Source organism: Amycolatopsis sp. NPDC059235, assembly GCF_042754125.1.
GTDB classification, from domain to species: Bacteria; Actinomycetota; Actinomycetes; order Mycobacteriales; family Pseudonocardiaceae; genus Amycolatopsis; species Amycolatopsis albidoflava.
Map to the genome: position 1 here is coordinate 213698 of NZ_JBHZAG010000002.1, position 19300 is coordinate 232997.

Genomic DNA, 19300 nt, shown 5'->3' on the forward strand with positions numbered 1-19300 from the left:
AGTCATTCACGCGCCCTGAGTCGGCGCCTGGGCCGGCTTCGTTACGGCCACCCGTCGTCCTCGGCCGGCCCCATCGTCCGCCAGGCTCTTCAAACGCGACAGCCCAGATCGCCGAGTGCAAGCTGCTGTTGCGTGCAGTCCCTGAGCGCCGCGGAGGATTTGCCCGGCACCGCAGGGAAAACCGCTCGACCCAGAGTTTCGCCCTAGCCGAGCAGCTTGTTCGTCCGGAAACGGGTGCAGTGCCGACCGAATGCGGCACGACGTCGGCGCGTAGTTTCCTTGGAGGACAGTGACGCTTGCCTGGCCGCTCCCGGCGTAGCCGCCATAGTCGATGGTGAGATGCCAATGGCCAGTGGTCGGAATCGCCAGCACGACCGGAGACCGCTTGTAGTGTCCTCCGACGTAGTTATGGCCACGCCCGGCCTTGTACGCCGCGAAGTTCGTCGGATCGAGAAGTCGAACGTTGGCCTCTGTCCCTTTGAGATCGACACGGACGCGGGCACCCGCAGGTTGCTGGCCGAGGTCCCAAGATACGAATCTCATTGCACACCACCGCTTTGAGAGGTTGAGGCTTGCTGCCCGGAGCTCAAGCCTCACCGTGTCGGCCTACAGTCGCTGTACGCCGGGGATTCGTTTCATCGCAGGTCCGACGATGCCGGTGGGCGGCTATGCGAACAGCTTGGTGAGCCGATCAAGGAGCTGGCCGAATGTGCCGACGTCAAGCGGGTCGTGGTACCCGGGCGCCTCCAGGATGGGGTCGTCGGCGTTACCTGCCCAGTAGCAGAAATCGGCCCAGCCGCCGGTGAACAGCACGACGCTTCCCTCCTGCGCGCCTTTGGCGAGTTCAACGCCAATCGAGTCGGCGTCGATGATCGTCGCGCGATCGGTTTTCAATGCGGGCGGCCATCCCTCGCCCTGCTCGCGCCATGTGGTCTCGCCCGCGGTAATGCCGAGGTCATGCCACTCGCCACGCCGCTGCGCGATCTGCTGCGCGGCCGCATCCAGGTCGATGACGTTCTCCACGGGATGATTCTGACTGCGGTGGCGACCGGAGCGCACACTGTTTTCGCGGAATCGTTGCCGTCAGCTAGTTGTGGTCGCGGTCGTACTTGCATCTTGATCGCCAGTCGCTGACGGATGATCAGGCTGGATGTTGGACGTGGTCCCCAAAGGGTCCACAAGCCGCTACACCGGCACTCAGCAGCAAGATCAAACCCCGGAAGCAAAAAGGCCGCCCGACCTGGGCTTTCACCCAAGCCAAGCGGCTCTCTCGTCCGGTCGGGCTGACAGGATTTGAACCTGCGACCCCTTGACCCCCAGGACGGTGGAGTCAGGGTTTTCGCAGCTCAGAGGGCGTTTGCTTGATCGACTGGCGTTCCTGAAACGTCTGGTCGTGTGGGTCCGGGCATGACGTGTGGTCCCCAAATGGTCCCCAAGATCCTGCCTGGTCACGGCCTGCTTGGTCTTCGTATCGCCCTCGGGTGGTGACCATCGTGCGGAGGCAGCCTGGCCTCATCCTCGTCCCTGCCGCACCTAGCGTCGGAGTGGCGCGGTCAAGGGTGAGCGAAGCTCATCGCGCCAGCGACGCCGGAGGCGCCCTTGAGGGCGTCGGTCCGCCGTTAGACCATCGCTGACGAGGGAGCGGCCTCCGCCCGTCCAGACGGCTGGAAGTAACACGGACGTCGTTTTGAGCGTTCTATGCCTCATGTGGATCTACATGTCCGGTGTGCGCCTGGGGCGGCGCGCTCACGCAACCGCACCTTCGGCGGCCCGCCCCGCGGCCGTGGCCGAAGCGGAGCGGCAGGCCATCCGTGCCGCATGGGGGCGGGGCCGCCGCGCGCCCGGCGACTAGCGCGCCGCCCCAGGCGGCGCGCCTTGATTCTATAGAGCTAAATTCTGCAAGCACGGATGGGGCAAATGTTTATTAGCGCGATCAGAATTAATCGATACCGTCATCTCAGCGGAATTCAGATAGAAGCGCCGACACATAGCGAGAATTCATCCGCGGTAGTCCTGGCTGGGCCGAATGGCGGCGGAAAGAGTACCCTGCTGGACTTGGTGGCGTACGCAACTTCAACGTCCTTTGGTTACGGCTACACAGGGAGCATGCTGTCCGGAGATGAGGACTTCGAAGTCGACTATGAGATCACTCAAAGCGAATCCGAGATGATTCAAAAGTACCTTCGCAATAACGATTCCATGGGAGTGCGAGCAGAAGAACTGGACGCTCTCGCCGGTGAGCGAAGATTCACGAGAACTTTTCGACAATCACAGAGTATTGCAAGTGATATCGCCATGCGCGAACGTCTTTTCCAAATTGTTCAGAGCACTCTTCGGCAAGGATACAGGCGACCAATCGGTTTTGCCCTGAGAGCTGATCGCAGCTATGCGAATTATGCATTCGCCCAAAATAACCTACTTCAGTCAGTAGATGAAGCTAGCAGGCTAAGCAACTCTGCGTTTCAAGATCCAGTCAACCAGTTCAACGATCTTGTCGCGTACCTAATCGAAGAGCAATATCATTATATTCGGCGACTTGGTTTCTTGCGAAAGAATGAGAGGGAAGGAGGGAAAAGTGTAGTCGATCCACCTGACCCAATTGAGGTGTATAACGCAGCCCTGGGCGGCCTGCTTCCCGGGTATCGGATCGTATCCAGGGAATACGAGAGGACGCCAACCAACCTATTTATTCGACTACCCGGCGGAGGGGAAATTGAGATATCTAAGCTATCATCCGGCGAAAAGGAAGCCTTCTTTATTCTAGCCAACTTCATTCGTCACAATGTTAACGATGCAGTAATCGGAATCGACGAACCAGAGCTGCACTTGCATCCAGAGCTTGCGCGAAGACTGGTCAGTACCCTACTTACTATCGGCAAGGGAAATCAACTTTGGATTGCGACGCACAACAGCGAAGTATTTGAGCAGCTCGGGCGCGATCGGACCTTCTTCCTGGATCGCGCGCCTGATCGTTCCTTGCCTCGCATAACCCCCGCAACGTCAATCGGTGATGGCGAGAGACTTCTACGCGAATTCTTTGGTTATTCCGGTTATATAGGCGTCGGTCGATCGCTTCTTTTCCTTGAAGGTGAGCATTCCAGTGTCGATCGCAGCACGTTTAGCAGGCTGCTTGGAGAACATGCTGACAAGGTTCGCATTGTCCCTTCTGGAAGCGTAAGCTCAGTTACACGAGTCAACTCCGCAGTATTGAAGATAATTGAAAGTGGGATCGGTCACCTCAATTTCTACGCAATACGAGATCGGGACTTCCTCACTCAACGTGAGGTCGATGCGTATAACGCTAAGAAGAGTGAGCGACTCAGGGTCCTGCAACGTTGCCACATAGAGAATTACTTACTGCAAGACGAAGCAATTGCGCACGTGGCAAGTGTAGCTCTTGGGAGTCAAATTAAACCTAGTGAAGTCTCTGGTGCATTGAGCGAGGTCGCTCGGCGCATTTCTGGCGAGGTTCTTGCGGCGATGATCAGGTCCCGCCTGCAAACACTTACGCAGTCGGAAGACTTCGGTGGTGGATCAGAATTTCGGGGGATCTCATTGGTAAATCAGGGTGGCAGCAATGATGAAACAATCTTGAAAGCTGTACGGGAACAGTTTACGAAGAACTCTTCGCAGATCTTAAACCTAATTAATGGACGCCTAAATCACTCGAATGTTCGATCAGTAATTGATGAATGCACAGACGCTGTTCGGGGGGCGCTCACCGTAGCGGGGGAAAGCGTCAATTCGTGGCGCCATGTGTTTCCCGGAAAGAGAGTTCTGGAATTATATTCCGCTAGCATCAAACTTCCGCAGGCTGCGCTCCAGAATTTGGTTATTGAAAGGTTGTCTGAGAAGAGGGAGTTGATAGCTCCAGACTTACTCGCACTTCTGGAGGCTATTGTACAGGCCGACGACTTTCCTCGCTCAGGCCAACTGCCTATGTGAAAAAAGGCGCACCGCCTTCAAGGCCATGTTTTATCCGTAGTTCAATGGACGCATGAACGCGAAGCGAGGGAAGCTGACTGGGATCCACCCAGCCCACCTGCGCACTCTCACTACTGGTGGTCAGTTCTCCTCCGCGAGGACTGGCACGGAAGCAGATCGAGAATTCTTGGCGAACTTCGCCGTCGTCATAGGCGATGACATGTTTCGGGTCCGAATACAGGCCAATCACTCCAGTGATCTCACACTCGATGCCGGTCTCTTCGCGCACCTCCCGAACTGCCGCTTCTGCCAACGTCTCGCCGAGCTCCAGTTGACCACCCGGGATGGCGAACAAGTCGTTGTCAGTCCGGCGGATCATCAGAATCCGCCCCTCATCATCCTGGATGAAAGCAGAGACAGCGACTGCGATGCTGTTGGCCTTGGGCGCGTTCGGGTCGTTGTAGTAGTCGACGCGTGCCATGTGGTGCCTCCTAGATGGTGGCGGGCTTGGCGAGGTTCCAGACGGTCTCGAAGCTCTCCGAGTAGGTCTCGAAGAGGTCCCCGGCGGACAAGCGGCGCAGGTGGAGCGACGGCGCGTGCGCGCCTTGGAATCCGTAGACGTGCGTGTTGATGATCATCTCGTCATCGAACCGGAAGATGGAGTTGTAGAGCGTGGTGTTGTGGAACCGCATCTCGACTCCTTCGACGCCGACGAGCGGCCGGTAGAACGCCAGCGCGTTGCGGACGCGTGCCGGGAGCGTCCCGTCGCCGAGCTGTTCTTCTTCTCCGCGCAGGGCGACGCTGTTGCCGTCCGGGTCGCCGAATGCGAGGCGGATCTTCGCGCCGGCCGCGGCCTTGGTTGCGAGGTCCTTGATGAAACGCGGGCGTTCGACCAGGAACAGGGCCGCGTGGACCAGGATCTCCACGGTCTCTGACGCGTCGTTGATCAGCCGGTCCCACAGTTCGACTGGGATCGCGTTGCGGTGCGGGAACACGCTCACCACTTCGGCGGCAGCGGTCTCGGCTCTGCGCTCGGGGGCGACGGAGTCCGGCCACAGGTAGGTCTCCGATTCGCGCGCCATCGCGGCGATCTTGTGCCGGTGTTTCGGGTACGGGGTGCGGCCTTTGGTGATCCACCGCTCGACCGTCTTCTGGTCGACGCTGAGCGCTTTGGCGACCTGTTCCAGCGTGAGCCCGTTGCGCAGCAGCGCGTCACGCAGCCGTTCGTTCGGCATCCGCACCCCCTTGGGACTTTTAGGGACGTCTTCGACCGTACCAGGGACGTCCCAAGATGTCCCGCCACGTGGTGATCATGTCCCGCCTCTTGCCGGAGATTGGGTGGCACGTTGCCGGGACTCGCTCGGCGGCGGAGCACGAAGGAGGCAGACATGAGGACTGCAAGCACGGCCTCGGCCCTACACGGCTGGTCGAGCGATCCGACCGCGCAGGTGTCGTGCAAGTACGTGGTTTAGGCGCGGGCGACATGCGCGACACGGTCCAGATCCACGTGACGGCAGACCTGCCGATCCGCGTCCGCGCGCTGACGTACGCGAACCGAGCGGAGATCCGCTTCGGCAAGGCGTTCCCCGTGGTCCTTCTTGTCGACTCCGATGCGATCGCGGTTCTGGGCAAGCAACTTCACGAAGCAGAGACGGCGCTGAGCGCAGCGACACGGGCGGACTACGGCGGCGAGGCGCCGGAAACGACTGACTGACAGAGAACACAGGGAGTTAGCGGTTATGGCTATCGAAAAGGGACACCGGTTTGCGATCGACTTCGACGAGGCGTTCCCGCAGGGGCTTGTGATGGTGGGGGAAGTGATCCCGGACAACGAGTATCAGTCGCGGGAGGACCGGGCTGCGGGGCGTCCGGTGCGGCAACGGATTGACGAGGTGACCGGCAAGCGCCAATGGAGGGCTGCGGTCACGGACCCGGGTGAGACGAAGGCGAAGCGTGCCTCGTTCGAGGTGACGTTCCTGGCGGATGTGCAGCCGGTGCCGACGACGGCGGAGGCGTTGCCGGGGATGCGGCCGGTGGAGCTGGACGGGTTGACGGCGGAGCCGCGTGTCGGCGGGCAGGGCGAGTTCAAGTACCAGACGTACGTCTTTCGGGCGACGGGTTTCAAGGCCGCTCCGGGCAAGTCGTCGTCGCGGTCGGCCAGCGCCTCGTCGGCGTCTGGCGAGGGCAAGGCGGCGTAGATGGGTGTTCTCGTTTTGCAGACAGGCACGATCCCGGGCCGGAGGTGTGGTTGATGCGTGGCACGGATATGGCGAGCCCGCGTGCCCGTGGCCTGGGTGCGGCGTTGCGGGACGCGCGGATCGAGGCGCGGTTCGGGTTGCGGGAGCTGGGGCGGCGGATCGGGGTGAACCCGGCGTTGTTGTCGAACTGGGAACTTGGGCAAAGGGTCCCGACCCCGGAGGAGGTGTCGAACGTGCTCGGTGCGCTCGGCGTGACCGGGGAGCGGAAAGCCTGGATCATGCTGCTGGCGCATGGCGTGACGGGCCCGAGCTGGTCCTCGGTCGGTTCGCAGGCGGACCCGGCCCACTACACGATGTTGACCGCGCACGAGCGGGTCGCGACGTCGGTGACGGTGTGGGCTCCGCTGCTGATCCCGGATCTGTTGCAGGTGCCGGATTATGCGCGGCTGGTGTTCGGCCCGGACTTGCGGGACAAGGAGAAGCTGGATCAGGTGGTGGAGAGCCGCATGGACCGCAACCGGATCTTGTTCGGCGCGGGCGCGGTGAAGGCGCAGATGTTCATCGGGTCGGAGGCGCTGCGGAACCATTTCGGCGACGCGGAGGTGATGTTGCGGCAGACCCGGTTTCTCAAGGACTTGATCGGGTTGTCGCGGACGATGACGATCCGGCTGGCTCCGAGTCAGGCGGTGACGGAGGAGGCGTTCAGCCGGTACACGCTGAAGGACACCTCGGACGTCGTGTACTGCCCGCATCGCGCCATGGGCGTGTTCCTGGTCGGCAATGAAGCGGCCTCGTACAAGGTGACGATCGAGCGGCTTTCGGCGGCGGCGTTGTCCCCGTCGGAATCGCAGGCACGCCTGTCGGTCGTGGTCGACCAGCTTTTGAAAGAGGTGAAGGCACAGCGGCGGGCGACTGACGCCGGGCTGAACCGGCTCCTGACCGGCGAGGAACCAACCGCCGACGAATCGACCACCGACTAGCCGAAAAACCTAAGCGAGTACTCAAAAAAGCGCACGGCGACGTGTGCTTTGTTCAACGCGCCCATTTGCGCTTGGAATTGTTCCGTATAAACGCAGAACCGGCCTCTGGCGACCAACCTTCACCGGTTCTGCGCTGTCCACTGGGAAGTGAACAATGACGAACATAACCGGTTCTGGACGGCGTGCGTCAACGGGGGTCACCCGGATGCGTTGCGCCGCATGCAAAAAGTTTGCTCGCCTCGTGCGGGGCGAATCGAAGTGCGCGGCATGTCAAGGAATGCTGCCGCTCGACCTCACCGCGGCTGAGGGCGGTGAGCGGCGATGAACGCGGCGGTGGTGATCGCTGTCGGCGCGGGTGTCGCGGTGGTGTTGTGGGTGCTGGCGAAGCTGGGGCGCGCGTTGGCGTCCATTGTGGAAACGCTGGCGGCGTTGGCGTTCCTGGGTTTCGCGTTCTGGACGGTGCTGCGGGCGGTCGGCTGGCTCGTTCGGCAGATCCTGACCCGCTGGCGCACCTGCCTGGCGTTGGTCGTGATCGTGGCGTGGTTGCGGTGGTGGGGCTGGCTGTCGCTGACGGTCGTGCTCGTCACGCTGGCGTTGATCGCGGTGGTCTGGCATCAGCTCGATGTGGTCGGGTTTGATCGGTGGTGCGGTCGGTGGCTGCGGGCGTGGTGGCTGCGCTGGGCGGTCTACGGGCGCAAGCTGCCGGGCTGGCTGCACGCCTGTGGCCTGACCGTCCGCGACGAGGCGATCCCGGTGGACGTGACGGTGAACCTCGTGTCGCGTCGGCGGAAGCGCCAGGCCGTCACGCAGGCGCGGAAGACGTCCGGTGTTGCGGTGCCCGCGTTGGTACGGGTGCGGTCGGGTGCGTCGTGGGACGAGGTCCGGGTCCGCCTGGTGCCCGGGCAGAAGCCGGAGGATTTCGACGACGCGGCGCGGGCGCTGGCGACGGCGCGAAAGGTGTCGCGGGTCCAGGTGCGCGAGATCGCGCCGGATGTGGTGTCGCTGGACTTCATGCGCCGCGACCTGCTCACCACCCCCGTCCGATGCGGTGAGCTGCCTGGGCTGGAACCGGCTCGGGTGAACTTGCGTGCGGTGTATGCGGGGACGACGGAGTACGGGACGCCGTGGCGGTTGCCGTTGACCGGTGCGGGCGCGCACATCCTCGTGGCCGGTGCCAGCGGCGCGGGGAAGAACTCGGTGATGTGGTGCCCGCTGGTCTCGGCCGCTTCGGCGATCCGCTCCGGGCTGGTGCGGGTGTCCGGTGTGGACCCGAAGGGCATGGAGCTGGCCTACGGGCGCGGGATCTTCGCCCGCTACGCCGTGTCCGGAAAGGACACCCTCGAACTCTTGGAGGGCCTGCGGGACGAACTGGAACACCGCAAGCGCATGTTCGCGGGGAACACGCGGGATGTGCCGCTCTCGCAAGAGTTTCCGTTCGAGCTGCTGGAGTTCGACGAGATCGGCGCGTTGACCCGCTACACCGACCGCAAGACCCGTGAGTCGATCGTGGAGCACGTCGCGGTCCTCAACACCCAGGGCCGGGCGTTGGGTGTGTCGGTCCGCGGCTACGTCCAAGAGCCGACGAAGGACACGGTGCCGGTGCGGGAGCTGTTCACCCGCCGCGTCTGCCTGCGCGTCACCTCCAAAACCCACGTTGGGATGGTGCTGGGCGACGGCGCGTACGAGCGAGGCGCGTGGGCGAACCGCATCCCGGAGACCATGCCCGGCACCGGCTATGTGTGGGGCGAGGGCATCCGCGAACCGCTTCGTGTCCGCGCGGGCTGGGTCTCCGACGACACCGTCAAGGCGTTGGAGCAGTACGTCACCAACGGCGGCGCCCACCACCTCGACCACGCGCAGACCGAGGAAAGGAGGGCGGCATGAACCGGCTGATGATCTTCCTCGATGCCATCCGGGACCACCTTGACGCGCACGCGTTGCCTCCGTCCTGCTCGGTGGAGGTCACCACCTGGTCCACGCCGGTGAGCGTTCACCTCGACACAGACACGGTGACCGGAGTCGCGCACGGTTTGAGCACCTGGGCGGCCACCCTGGACACACCGCGAGTGAGCTTGTGGCGCTCGGGGCGATCGGGTTCAGCTGGAGCTGAGTGGCCGGACGCCGTGCGGTGTGCCGGTGACCGTCTACGGCGGGGTCCCGTTCGACCCCGTGACGTTTCCTGACCTGCCTTCGGACACTGACCAGGAGATGCCGGTCTGGCTGCTGCGCGACTGGGCACGCGGCGGGGAGGCGGCCGCATGAGCACCGAGACCAGGGTCGAGCGCACGCGTGGGGCGTTGGCCGCTGATGTTGTGAAGGCGACAGCGGAGAAGCACGGCGTGTGCGTGCGGCCGTTCACGATGGAGGTCGCCGACACTGATACCGGGGAACTGCGCTACGTGCCCGTCCCGTGCGGGTCCACAGTGGAATCCGTCTGTTTGCCGTGTGCCCGCAAGGTGAAAGCACTGCGGCAAGCGCAATGCCGAGAGGGCTGGCACCTCGCTGAGGAACCGGTCATCACCCGCGCCGAACCCACGGCCGCACAGACCGAGCTGATGACTTATCGCGCCGATTTGGTCGCCGCCTACCGTGACGCCCACGCGGACGACGCTGAGGCTCTACGCGCCGAGATCACCGCCGTGGATACGGAACTGCGGGAATCGAGCATGACTGGGCGGCTCCCGGCCGTCGAGGCTACGGTCAAGCGGGCGGTGAAACGCTCGACCAAGCGTCGCCAGGACGCACCGAACCTGCCCCGGCGCAAGGTTGCCAAGACCACCGTAGGAAGGGAGTTCGCCGGACGATTCCGGCCGTCGATGTTCGTCACGCTCACCTGCGACACCTATGGCCGTGTTCGTCCGGACGGCTCGCCGGTCAACCCCGCGACCTACGACTACCGGCGGGCCGCTCGGGACGCGGTGCACTTCGCGGCGTTAGTGGATCGGTGGTGGCAGAACCTTCGCCGTGTCGTCGGGTTCGACGTGCAGTACTTCGCGACCGTCGAACCGCAGAAACGCGCCGCGCCTCATCTGCATGCGGCGCTCCGCGGTTCGATCCCTCACGATGTCATTCGCCTGGTCACCGAAGCCACCTATCACCAAGTGTGGTGGCCCAACCACGATCAGATTTTGTACGCCGGAGACCGGAAGCCGCTCTGGGATCCCGACATGCGCGCGTTCGTGGACCCTGACAGCCGGGCTCCGCTGACCACGTGGGACGACGCCGTTGAGGATGTCGAGGAACCCGCGCATGTCGTCCGGTTCGGGGAACAGGTGCACTCGAAGGGGATTCTCGGCGGCAGCGAGGAAGCCGGGCGGCACATCGGGTACCTGACGAAATACCTCACCAAGTCAACCGGTGAGGTGGTCGACGCCGATACCGCCGCGCAGCGGGACCATCACGACCGGCTTCACGCCGAACTGGCCATCACGCCGTGTTCGCCGCGCTGCGCGGTCTGGCTGCTGTACGGCATCCAACCCAAGGGCGCGACAGGCAAGACGACTCCCGGCCACTGCAAGGGTCGCGCGCACCGACGCTCGACGCTGGGGCTGCCGGGGCGTCGTGTGTTGGTTTCGCGGAAGTGGTCGGGCAAGACGCTGGTGGACCACAAGGCCGACCGGCGGGCGTTTGTGTTGCAGTCGCTCGCGGCAGTCGGGATCGAGAAGCCAGACGCGGACCGGTCGCACCTCATCTGGCGGAAGGTCGAACCGGGAAACCCGCAGGTGCCGCCTCGGCCTCACCTGGTTATGCGGGCGATCGCGGAGCGGATTGCGTGGAGGGCCGAGTACGACCGGGCGCTACTGGCAGCGAGACCGCCAGAAACTTCGGCAACTCGGTTGGCAGCGTGAGGGAGGAGGATGAGATGGAGTTGCGGCTTCTGGACGAGCAGTGGTTCACCACTGAGGAACTGGCCGAGTTGTTGGGGGTCGATCCGTCGTCCGTGCGGCGTTGGCGCACCTCTCGGCCTCCGCAAGGTCCGCCGTTTGTACAGCTCTCGGAGCGCGTGACGATCTACAACGCTGCCGACGTTGAGGCGTGGCTTCGCAGCAAGCGCGTCGATCCTGGGGCGGTGGCGGCGTAATGAGCGCTGAGACTGGGCTTCCGATCGGCGTCTCGTTGTCGTCGGATGTCGAGTACCGGCCTGATCGGGCTAAGCCGTACAAGGCCCGTGTGCGGTGGATTGATCCGGTGACGAAGAAGCGGCCGAGCAAATCGGAGGCGTTCGCGGAGGAGGACGAAGCTCGGGCGTGGATCTCGCGGATTGAACGTGCTGCGGCGCAGGGTATCGACCCACTGACGGCGACCATGTCGCTGGCCGAGTACGGCGACGTCAACATGACGCTTGCCCTGCGCGGGTTGGAAGCGAAGACGACGGATCCGTACCTGGCCGGCTGGCGCAAGCGGGTGGTGCCGACGTTGGGGCATCTGCCGGTCAGCATGATCACGAACGGGGCGGTTGACCGGGCGGTTCACGGGTGGATCGCGGACGAGTGCGGCCGGTCGACGGTGAAGAACAGCATCGCCGTGCTTGTGCGGGTGATGGAGCAGGCCGTGCGGGATGAGCTGATTGACCGGAATCCGGCGCGGGTGTCGGGCTGGCAGCAGGAGTACAAGCGGGCTGAGGACGAGTTGGACGATCCGCGGTCGTTGGCGCTTCCGGATTGGCACGCGTTGACGACGTTGGCGGATGCGCTGGTGGCGCGGTCGTCCGACGAGTATCGCGGTTGGGGTGACGTGGTGTTGTTCGCTGCGTGCACGGCTGCCCGGATCGGGGAGGTTTCGGGCTGTCGGGTGCGGGACATCGACACCAAAGAGTGGATGTGGAACGTCCGACGCCAGACGACGCCGTCACCTGGCGGACTGGTGGATAAGGGAACCAAGGGCAAGAGGGCGCGGGACGTGCCGCTGATCGAGGACATTCGGGAGCTGGTTGAGCGGCGGATGGCGTCGGTCAATCGAGACCCGGATGCCCGGCTGTTCCATGGGCCGCGCGGTGGTCGTATTACGACGGCTGTGCTCCGTGACGCGACGTCGTGGGATGAGGTGGTGTCGAAACTGGGGTATGACCACCTTCGCCGCCACGACCTGCGGCATACGGGGCTGACTTGGATGGCGGATGCCGGTGTTCCGGTGCATCACCTGCGGAAGATCGCGGGCCACGGCTCGCTTACTACGACACAGCGGTACTTGCATCCGGATCGCCAGTCAGTCGCCGATGCAGGAGAGCTGCTGACGAAGCATTTGAGGTCCCCACGTCACGCACATTTGAAAGCCGCGTAGCCAAAATTGATCACGCATGAATAATTGATCTTGCATAAACAAGACGTACGTTTAGCACGCTATAAAGAACAGGTGTTCGACGTCAAGCGGTAGGTCAAATTCGCCTGCGCTATGCGCAATCACCAGGCAGTATGCCGCTTGGCGCATCGTGAGTGCCGCTCAGCGGGACACTTATGGGCTATTGCTTACAGGCGTGTAACTCTGTTTATGCAGCGCTTTCCTCTGAGGGGCGCGGCAGAAATGATCATACAAATTTAGGAGTTTGACATGGCAGTAGGACGGACGGCGCGAACCGGTGAACGGTGTCCTGAAAGCGGTGTGTGGCAGGTAGTTGGTTCGCCGACCACGACGGCACCGATCGCTGAACCCAACGTAATGCCGCCGTACAACGGCAAGGCGGTCACGTGGAAGTTGATCAGACTCGCCTAGCGAAGTCGACGCACGTCTGGCGGGTCCTGATCTCAAGGACCCGCCAGACGTGTCCTTAAGCGAGTGCGCCGGAGGGGGTCCGCTGAGGGAGGCGGATCTCATGACGCTACCTCTGGGGGGCTCGCCGCGTGGTCCCCAAATGGTCCCCAAGCGTGCCGTCCCGTCCGGCCGGACGCTTGCCCATGTTGGACACAAAAAAGCCGCCCGACCTGGGCTTTCACCCAAGCCAAGCGGCTCTCTCGTCCGGTCGGGCTGACAGGATTTGAACCTGCGACCCCTTGACCCCCAGTCAAGTGCGCTACCAAACTGCGCCACAGCCCGGACTCCTCACTCCCCGAGGAACCCCTCGTGGAGTGCGATGTGACTACTCTAGCGGGTCCCCGAACCGGCCCCGCAACGAGGTCTCCATTACCCCCTGACCTGCGAAAACCATCCAAATCCCCAAAGATCACGATCCAGCTGAGGGAAGGAGAAGACGGCACCGCCATGATCAACCGCGCCGGGAGCCTCCCCAGCGCGCGGGCACCAAAAAAGCCAGCCCTGGTCCGCAGTAAGGGACCAGGGCTGGAGAGCAACCTGCTCAGCGACCGCTGAACCGAGCCTTCCCCGGTCCCTCGGCCAGGAACGACTTCACCGCACCCCGCAGATCCTCGGTGTTGTACAGATCCGCGGCGATAGCCGTCACGTGCGAGTTCGCCTCCGGTACCCCGCCGTGTTCAAAGTGCGACAGGATCCGCTTCGTCGCGGCGTGCGCCTGGGTCGGGCACTCGGCCAGTTGGCGGGTGAACTCTCGCGCCGCGTCGTCGAAACCCTCGTCCGGCAGTACCCGGTTCACGACATTCCATCGCTCCAAGGTGACCGCGTCGAACGGCTCGCCGGTGAACACGAACTCTTTCGCCCGCGCCACCCCAGCCCGAGCGGCGAGGCGCTGCGTGCCGCCCATCGTCGGCGTAAGGCCGACCACCTTCTCCACCAAACCGAACTTCGCGCGCGAAGCGGCCAGCAGGAGGTCGCAAGCCATGGCGACCTCGAACGCCCAGGTCAGGCAAAGGCCATGCGCAGCGAAAACCGTCGGGAACGGCAGTGCGGCAAGGCGATCCGGGACAGTCAGCAGCTCGTCGAAGAGAACCTTCGCCTCAGCCGGAGAGGACTGCGCATCGAACAGTGCGACATCGACACCCCCGCTCACGACTCGGCCCTCGGCGCGGATCAGGAGGGCTCGGGCGGGGGTTTCCTCCAGCGAGCCGATCGCGTCGAGCAGCGCGTCCTGCAGCGGCTTCGTGTAGAGGTTGAGCGGCGGCTCGTCGATGGTGAGCACGGCGAGCCCGCCGTCGCGTTCCAGCCTCGTCATGCTTGCTCCTCGTTCGCGGTCAGTTGGTCCCAGTACGCCTGCGCGGCCGGCCGCCATTCCACGTGCTTGCGGTGGAACAGCTCAGCCGCCTTGGCACCGCTCCAGCTTGCGGGCAGCAGTTCTGCGGGCAGTTGTGGGTCGAGGAAGGGGAAACGCCGCCATTCGTGCACGAGTTCGGTCTGCGCGCGCAGGACTGCTTGCGCGCCCGATGGCGACACACCGGTGAAGCGGTCGATGAAGTCCTCGTACCGGTCGGTCAGCTCGGAGAGGTCCCAGGACCGCGCGACCATGCTTTCCTGGTCGCCGATCGCGCCGTACTCCGCGGTGAAGGACATCGCCTGCGCTTCGAGGCCCAGTTCGGCGACGATCTTCTGCGCTTCGGGCTCGCGGCTCGGATCAGGGCTCACCCAGACGCCCGCGACCGGCGAACCGAAGCCGGCCCAGGTGAGGCGGGTGCGCAGGCGGTGGCGCAGGTCGCGCTTCGCTTCCGGCACCGAGACGATCAGCATCAGCCAGCGGTTCTCCCAGGCGTGCGCGTCGCGGCCGAAGGCGTATATGCGCTCGGCGCCCTCGGTGAGCAGGCGACGTCCGGGCGGGGTCAGCGACCAGCGGACGCGGCGGCCGATGCGTTCGGACACCAGCCAGCCCTCGCCGGCGGACCGGGCCAGCGCCTGGCGCGCGGACTTCTCCTCGATGTCGAGCATGCCGAGGGATTCGACCAGCATCGACGTCCACACCGGACGGTCGCGCGGCAGCACGTACTCGCCCAGCACGGTCATCAGCAGCGACCGCGCGCTGGCGTGACTCACCTCGCGCCGTCTGCTGACGGTCGGCCGGGGAGCCCGCTGCTTCCCCCGGCCGAACGGGACCGGGGCGGGTTCCGCCATCGCTTTTCACCGACCTCACTGCTCTCGTTGGACCCGGCAACCCGCCCAGAGTACCCACTCGGAGTGACGGAGCCGACACGCGGCACGCGGCGCGAGGGGCGCCCGTAAACTCGGCTGCGATATGAGCGCCACACTTGTCGCGAAGGACCTGGCCGCGGGCCACGGTGACCGCGTTCTCTTCTCCGGTCTCGATCTCGTCGTCGCCCCGGGGGAGGTGATCGGCCTGGTCGGCGTCAACGGCGCCGGCAAGTCCACCTTGCTGCGCACGCTGGCCGGGCTGGCCCGCCCGGAATCCGGCGAGGTCCGGCTGAACCCGCCGACCGCCACCGTCGGGCACCTCCCGCAGGAGCCGGAGCGGCGCGAGGGCGAGTCGGTGCGCGCTTTTCTCGCGCGACGCACCGGCGTCGCGACCGCGCAAACCGCGCTCGACGCCGCGACGGACGCGCTTACCGCGGGCATGGACGGCGCCGACGACGCATACGGCACCGCGCTTGACCGCTGGCTCGCGCTCGGTGGAGCCGACCTGGACGACCGCGCCGGCGAGGTCGCCGCGGACCTCGGGCTGGCCGTCGACCTCGACCAGCCGATGGTTTCGCTCTCCGGCGGGCAGGCCGCGCGCGCCAGCCTGGCTTCGCTGCTGCTCAGCCGGTACGACATCTTCCTGCTCGACGAGCCGACGAACGACCTCGACCTCGACGGGCTCGCCCGCCTGGAGCGGTTCGTCACCGGACTGCGCGCGGGCACCGTGCTGGTGAGCCACGACCGCGAGTTCCTGGCCCGCACGGTCGACCGCGTCGTGGAGCTGGATCTGGCGCAGCGGCAGGTGAAGGCGTACGGCGGCGGGTACGAGTCCTATTTGGAGGAACGGGCGGTCGCGCGGCGGCACGCGCGCGAGGACTACGAGGAATATGCCAATACCCGCGCGTCGCTGGAGGCCCGGGCGGGCATGCAGCGCGCGTGGATGGAGAAGGGCGTCAAGAACGCCCGCCGCAAGGCGACCGACAACGACAAGATCGGCCGCAAGTTCCGCAGCGAGGCCACTGAGAAGCAGGCTTCGAAGGCGCGCCAGACGGACCGGATGATCGAGCGGCTCGAGGTCGTCGAGGAGCCCCGCAAGGAGTGGGAGCTGCGGATGGAGATCGCGGCCGCTCCGCGCGCGGGCGCGGTGGTCGCGACGCTGCGGGGCGCGGTGGTGCGGCGCGGCGAGTTCACGCTCGGGCCGGTGGATCTGCAGATCGACTGGGCGGACAAGGTCGCCATCACCGGCGCGAACGGCGCGGGCAAGTCCACACTGCTGGCGGCTTTGCTCGGCCGGGTGCCGCTGGACGAGGGCAACGCCGCGCTCGGGCCGGGCGTGGTGGTCGGCGAGGTCGACCAGGCCCGCCGGTTGTTCCTCGGCGACCTTCCGCTGGCGGACGCGTTCGCGCAGGAGGTCCCGTCGCTCGCCGACGCGGACGTCCGCACTCTGCTGGCGAAATTCGGGCTCAAGGCCGCGCATGTGCTGCGTCCGGCTGCGACGCTTTCGCCTGGTGAGCGCACCCGGGCCGCATTGGCGCTGCTGCAGGCGCGCGGGGTGAACCTGCTGGTGCTGGACGAGCCGACCAACCACCTTGACCTGCCCGCGATCGAACAGCTCGAGTCCGCTTTGGACACTTACCCCGGGACGCTGCTGCTGGTGACGCACGACCGGCGGATGCTGGACGCGGTTTCAGTGACCCGGCGGCTGGAAGTGGACGGGGGCAAGGTTTCCGAGCGCTGACCAGGCCTCGTGAGTGCCTACGGGCGGTGAGAACCGGCATAGGCACTCACGAGCTGGCTACGGACGGTCGGTGAGATACCCGCCCATAGTCGTGAAGTACTCCGCCGCCGAAAGCTCTCGGTCGTCAGCCGTTCGGACGCGTTCGATCCGCAGCCCCGGCGACTGACCGCGCCGGGCTTCCGGGCCCGCGACGATCACTACGCCCTCGCCTTCGCGGATGAAGATGCGGCCAGGGGTTCCGCCGTAGTGACCGTCCGAAACTGACGCGCGCACGATGCGCAGTTGTTCGCCGCGGTGGTAGGCGAAGGCGTTGGGGTACGGGTCGGATTGGGCGCGCACCAAGCGGTCCAGTTCCTCGGCCGACCACGTCCAGTCGATGAGGCTGTCGCGCGGCGCTCGCTTGTGGAAGAAGCTCGCCTTCGTCCGGTCCTGCGCGATGGGGACCACCGTGCCGGATCCGATCAGGCCCAGTGCTTCCGTGACGAGCGGTTCGATGAGGTCCACGGTGCGGTGGAACAGATCCGTGGCGGTGTCGCGCGGGCCGACCGGGACGGCGCGCTGGGCCACGATGTCGCCCGCGTCGAGTTCGTCGTTCATCATGTGCGCGGTGACGCCCACCTCCGGCTCGCCGTTGATCAGCGCCCAGATGATGGGGGAGAAGCCGGCGTAGGCGGGCAGCAGCGAATCGTGCACGTTGAGCGTGCCGTTGCGCGGCAGGGCGAAGATCTCCGGCGGCAGCCACGTGCGCCAGTTGTTCGCGACGATCAGGTCCAGGCCCGCGGCCTTCAGTTCGTCGAGAAGTTCGGCGTCGTCCGGGCGGGTGCGCAGCAGGGTGCGGATTCCGTGCTGCTCGGCCAGTTCGGCGACCGAATCGCTCCAGATCCGTTCGTAGGCGTGGTCGCTCGGCGGGTGGGTGACCACCAGCCGCACGTCCTGGCCTGCGTCGAGGAGGGCTTTCAGGGTGCGGTGTCCCCAGGTCTGGTAGCCGAACATGGCCACGCGCATCGGCGGTGCACCTTTCGTGGTCGGGACGAACATCACCCAGACAGTACTAGTTGAGGCTTACCTAAGTTAGGTTAGGGTTTCTTGAGCATTGGTCAGTCGGGAACGGTGATGCGGCAGTGCCGCGCTAGGGGACTTTCATGTCACGAGCAGGGGCCGAGGACAGCCAGGTGCCGGTGTACGACGTGGTCGGAGTCGGGTTCGGGCCGTCCAACCTCGCGCTCGCGATCGCCCTCGCCGAGCACAACGCGGGCTCGGGGGAGACGGTCACGGCGCACTTCCTGGAGCGTCAGCCCCGCTTCGGCTGGCATCGCGGGATGCTGATCGACACCGCGACCATGCAGGTGTCGTTCCTCAAGGACCTGGTGACGATGCGGAACCCGGCGAGCGCGTTCACCTTCCTGAACTACCTGCACGAGAAGGGGCGGCTGGTCGATTTCATCAACCACAAGACCCTGTTCCCGCTGCGCGTCGAGTTCCACGACTACTTCGAATGGGCCGCGGCGAAGGTCGACGACCTGGTGTCCTATGGCAGCGAAGTCGTCTCGGTGGAGCCGGTGCGCGACGGCGACGAGATCGCGTTCTTCGACGTGCGCGCCGAGGCGGACGGCGAAATCACCGAGCTCCGGGCGCGGAACCTGGTGCTGGGAACCGGATTGCGGGCGAAACTGCCCGACGGCGTCGTTGCCGGGGAACGGATCTGGCACAACAGCGAACTGCTGCACCGCGTCGAATCGTTGCGCGGCACGGACGCGCGCCGGTTCGTGGTGATCGGCGCCGGCCAGAGCGCGGCCGAGGTCGCCGCTTTGCTGCACGACGAATTCCCGCGCGCCGAGGTGTGCGCGGTGTTCGCCCGCTACGGCTACAGCCCCGCCGACGACAGTGCGTTCGCCAACCGGATTTTCGATCCCGAGGCGGTCGATTCCTTCTACGCGGCAAGCGAACCGGTCAAGGAACGCCTGATGGGCTACCATGGCGCGACGAACTACTCGGCGGTCGACCTGGACCTCATCGACGAGCTGTATCGGCGGCGGTACCAGGAAAAGGTGCTCGGCGTGGAACGGTTGCGGCTGTTCAACGTTTCGCGTCCGGTCGAGGTTGTCGACCAGACCACGCATGTGCGCGCGACGGTCGAATCACTGGCGACCGGCGAACGTTCGGTGCTGGACGCCGACGCCGTCATCTACGCGACCGGCTATCTGCCCGCGGACCCGACGCCGCTGCTCGGCGGTCTGGCCGGCCAATGCCGCCGGGACGACGCCGGCCGGTTGAAGGTCGAACGGGACTACCGGATCACCACCAACCCCGCGGTGCGCGGCGGCTTGTACCTGCAAGGCGGCACGGAGCACACGCACGGCATCACGTCGTCGCTGCTGTCGAACACCGCCGTTCGGGTCGGGGAGATCCTGCAGTCCATTGTGGACCGGCGGGCTGCCGAGGCCGATCCGGTGGAGTACGCGGTAAGCGGGATTCGCTGAGCGAGCAGGGAA

At 65.0% G+C, this 19300-nt stretch carries 18 protein-coding genes and 1 tRNA gene; 11 read left to right on the top strand and 8 right to left on the bottom strand.

The window, feature by feature from the left end; translation table 11 throughout:
* Positions 1-6: 6 nt before the first annotated feature.
* Positions 7-543, bottom strand: coding sequence for a DUF1883 domain-containing protein (locus tag ACFXI3_RS02115; protein ID WP_378397493.1), 537 nt, complete (start codon positions 541-543; stop codon positions 7-9).
* Between the two features lie 123 nt (positions 544-666).
* Positions 667-1023, bottom strand: a complete 357-nt coding sequence (locus ACFXI3_RS02120; protein WP_378397495.1) for a hypothetical protein — start codon at positions 1021-1023, stop codon at positions 667-669.
* 894 nt (positions 1024-1917) lie between these two features.
* Between ACFXI3_RS02120 and ACFXI3_RS02125 the strand changes: the two genes are divergently transcribed.
* Positions 1918-3945, top strand: a complete 2028-nt coding sequence (locus ACFXI3_RS02125) for an AAA family ATPase (protein WP_378397497.1) — start codon at positions 1918-1920, stop codon at positions 3943-3945.
* On the opposite strand, the gene ACFXI3_RS02130 is transcribed toward ACFXI3_RS02125, so the two are convergent.
* Together ACFXI3_RS02130 and ACFXI3_RS02135 are read right to left on the bottom strand one after the other, a co-directional pair.
* Positions 3938-4405: an NUDIX hydrolase gene (locus tag ACFXI3_RS02130; protein WP_378397498.1), complete on the bottom strand. Its 468-nt coding sequence runs from the start codon at positions 4403-4405 to the stop codon at positions 3938-3940. The two genes, ACFXI3_RS02125 and ACFXI3_RS02130, sit on opposite strands and share 8 nt — an antisense overlap.
* A gap of 10 nt (positions 4406-4415) precedes the next feature.
* The gene (locus ACFXI3_RS02135; protein WP_378397499.1) at positions 4416-5159 is read right to left on the bottom strand and encodes an XRE family transcriptional regulator; all 744 of its coding nucleotides are present in this window, start codon (positions 5157-5159) and stop codon (positions 4416-4418) included.
* Positions 5160-5215: 56 nt separating this feature from the next.
* On the opposite strand from ACFXI3_RS02135, the gene ACFXI3_RS02140 reads away from it, so the two are divergent.
* The 8 genes from ACFXI3_RS02140 (at position 5216) to ACFXI3_RS02175 (ending at position 12382) form a co-directional block, all read left to right on the top strand.
* The gene (locus ACFXI3_RS02140) at positions 5216-5638 is read left to right on the top strand and encodes a hypothetical protein (RefSeq protein WP_378397500.1); all 423 of its coding nucleotides are present in this window, start codon (positions 5216-5218) and stop codon (positions 5636-5638) included.
* Positions 5639-5663: 25 nt separating this feature from the next.
* Positions 5664-6122 carry a hypothetical protein gene (locus ACFXI3_RS02145; protein WP_378397502.1) on the top strand — a complete coding sequence of 153 codons (459 nt, stop codon included), beginning with the start codon at positions 5664-5666 and terminating at the stop codon, positions 6120-6122.
* A gap of 53 nt (positions 6123-6175) precedes the next feature.
* Positions 6176-7102, top strand: coding sequence for a helix-turn-helix domain-containing protein (locus ACFXI3_RS02150; RefSeq protein WP_378397503.1), 927 nt, complete (start codon positions 6176-6178; stop codon positions 7100-7102).
* Positions 7103-7423: 321 nt separating this feature from the next.
* The gene (locus tag ACFXI3_RS02155) at positions 7424-8986 is read left to right on the top strand and encodes an FtsK/SpoIIIE domain-containing protein (RefSeq protein WP_378397505.1); all 1563 of its coding nucleotides are present in this window, start codon (positions 7424-7426) and stop codon (positions 8984-8986) included.
* 252 nt (positions 8987-9238) lie between these two features.
* Positions 9239-9364 (top strand): hypothetical protein, encoded by a 126-nt coding sequence (locus ACFXI3_RS02160; RefSeq protein WP_378397506.1) that lies wholly within the window; start codon positions 9239-9241, stop codon positions 9362-9364.
* The gene (locus ACFXI3_RS02165; protein WP_378397507.1) at positions 9361-10950 is read left to right on the top strand and encodes a replication initiator; all 1590 of its coding nucleotides are present in this window, start codon (positions 9361-9363) and stop codon (positions 10948-10950) included. Before ACFXI3_RS02160 ends, ACFXI3_RS02165 begins: the two co-directional genes overlap by 4 nt.
* A gap of 14 nt (positions 10951-10964) precedes the next feature.
* Complete coding sequence (locus ACFXI3_RS02170) at positions 10965-11183, top strand: helix-turn-helix transcriptional regulator (protein ID WP_378397509.1); 219 nt, start codon at positions 10965-10967, stop codon at positions 11181-11183.
* A 107-nt stretch (positions 11184-11290) separates the two neighbouring features.
* Positions 11291-12382 carry a tyrosine-type recombinase/integrase gene (locus tag ACFXI3_RS02175; RefSeq protein WP_378397510.1) on the top strand — a complete coding sequence of 364 codons (1092 nt, stop codon included), beginning with the start codon at positions 11291-11293 and terminating at the stop codon, positions 12380-12382.
* A gap of 676 nt (positions 12383-13058) precedes the next feature.
* Here the strand turns inward: ACFXI3_RS02175 and ACFXI3_RS02180 are convergent.
* The 3 genes from ACFXI3_RS02180 to ACFXI3_RS02190 all read right to left on the bottom strand — a co-directional run bounded on the left by ACFXI3_RS02180 (position 13059) and on the right by ACFXI3_RS02190 (position 15049).
* Positions 13059-13132 (bottom strand) — tRNA-Pro (locus tag ACFXI3_RS02180).
* 259 nt (positions 13133-13391) lie between these two features.
* Entirely contained in the window at positions 13392-14162 is a 771-nt protein-coding gene (locus ACFXI3_RS02185) for an enoyl-CoA hydratase/isomerase family protein (protein WP_378397511.1), read from the bottom strand.
* Positions 14159-15049, bottom strand: a complete 891-nt coding sequence (locus ACFXI3_RS02190) for a PaaX family transcriptional regulator C-terminal domain-containing protein (RefSeq protein ID WP_344276044.1) — start codon at positions 15047-15049, stop codon at positions 14159-14161. The genes ACFXI3_RS02185 and ACFXI3_RS02190 overlap by 4 nt, the downstream gene beginning before the upstream one ends.
* A gap of 121 nt (positions 15050-15170) precedes the next feature.
* On the opposite strand from ACFXI3_RS02190, the gene ACFXI3_RS02195 reads away from it, so the two are divergent.
* Positions 15171-16808, top strand: a complete 1638-nt coding sequence (locus ACFXI3_RS02195; protein ID WP_378397512.1) for an ABC-F family ATP-binding cassette domain-containing protein — start codon at positions 15171-15173, stop codon at positions 16806-16808.
* 57 nt (positions 16809-16865) lie between these two features.
* Here the strand turns inward: ACFXI3_RS02195 and ACFXI3_RS02200 are convergent, their stop codons facing one another.
* On the bottom strand, positions 16866-17813 hold the full coding sequence (locus tag ACFXI3_RS02200) for a methionyl-tRNA formyltransferase (RefSeq protein WP_378397514.1): 948 nt from the start codon (positions 17811-17813) through the stop codon (positions 16866-16868).
* A 137-nt stretch (positions 17814-17950) separates the two neighbouring features.
* Between ACFXI3_RS02200 and ACFXI3_RS02205 the strand changes: the two genes are divergently transcribed.
* Entirely contained in the window at positions 17951-19288 is a 1338-nt protein-coding gene (locus tag ACFXI3_RS02205) for a lysine N(6)-hydroxylase/L-ornithine N(5)-oxygenase family protein (RefSeq protein ID WP_378397515.1), read from the top strand.
* Positions 19289-19300: the final 12 nt, after the last annotated feature.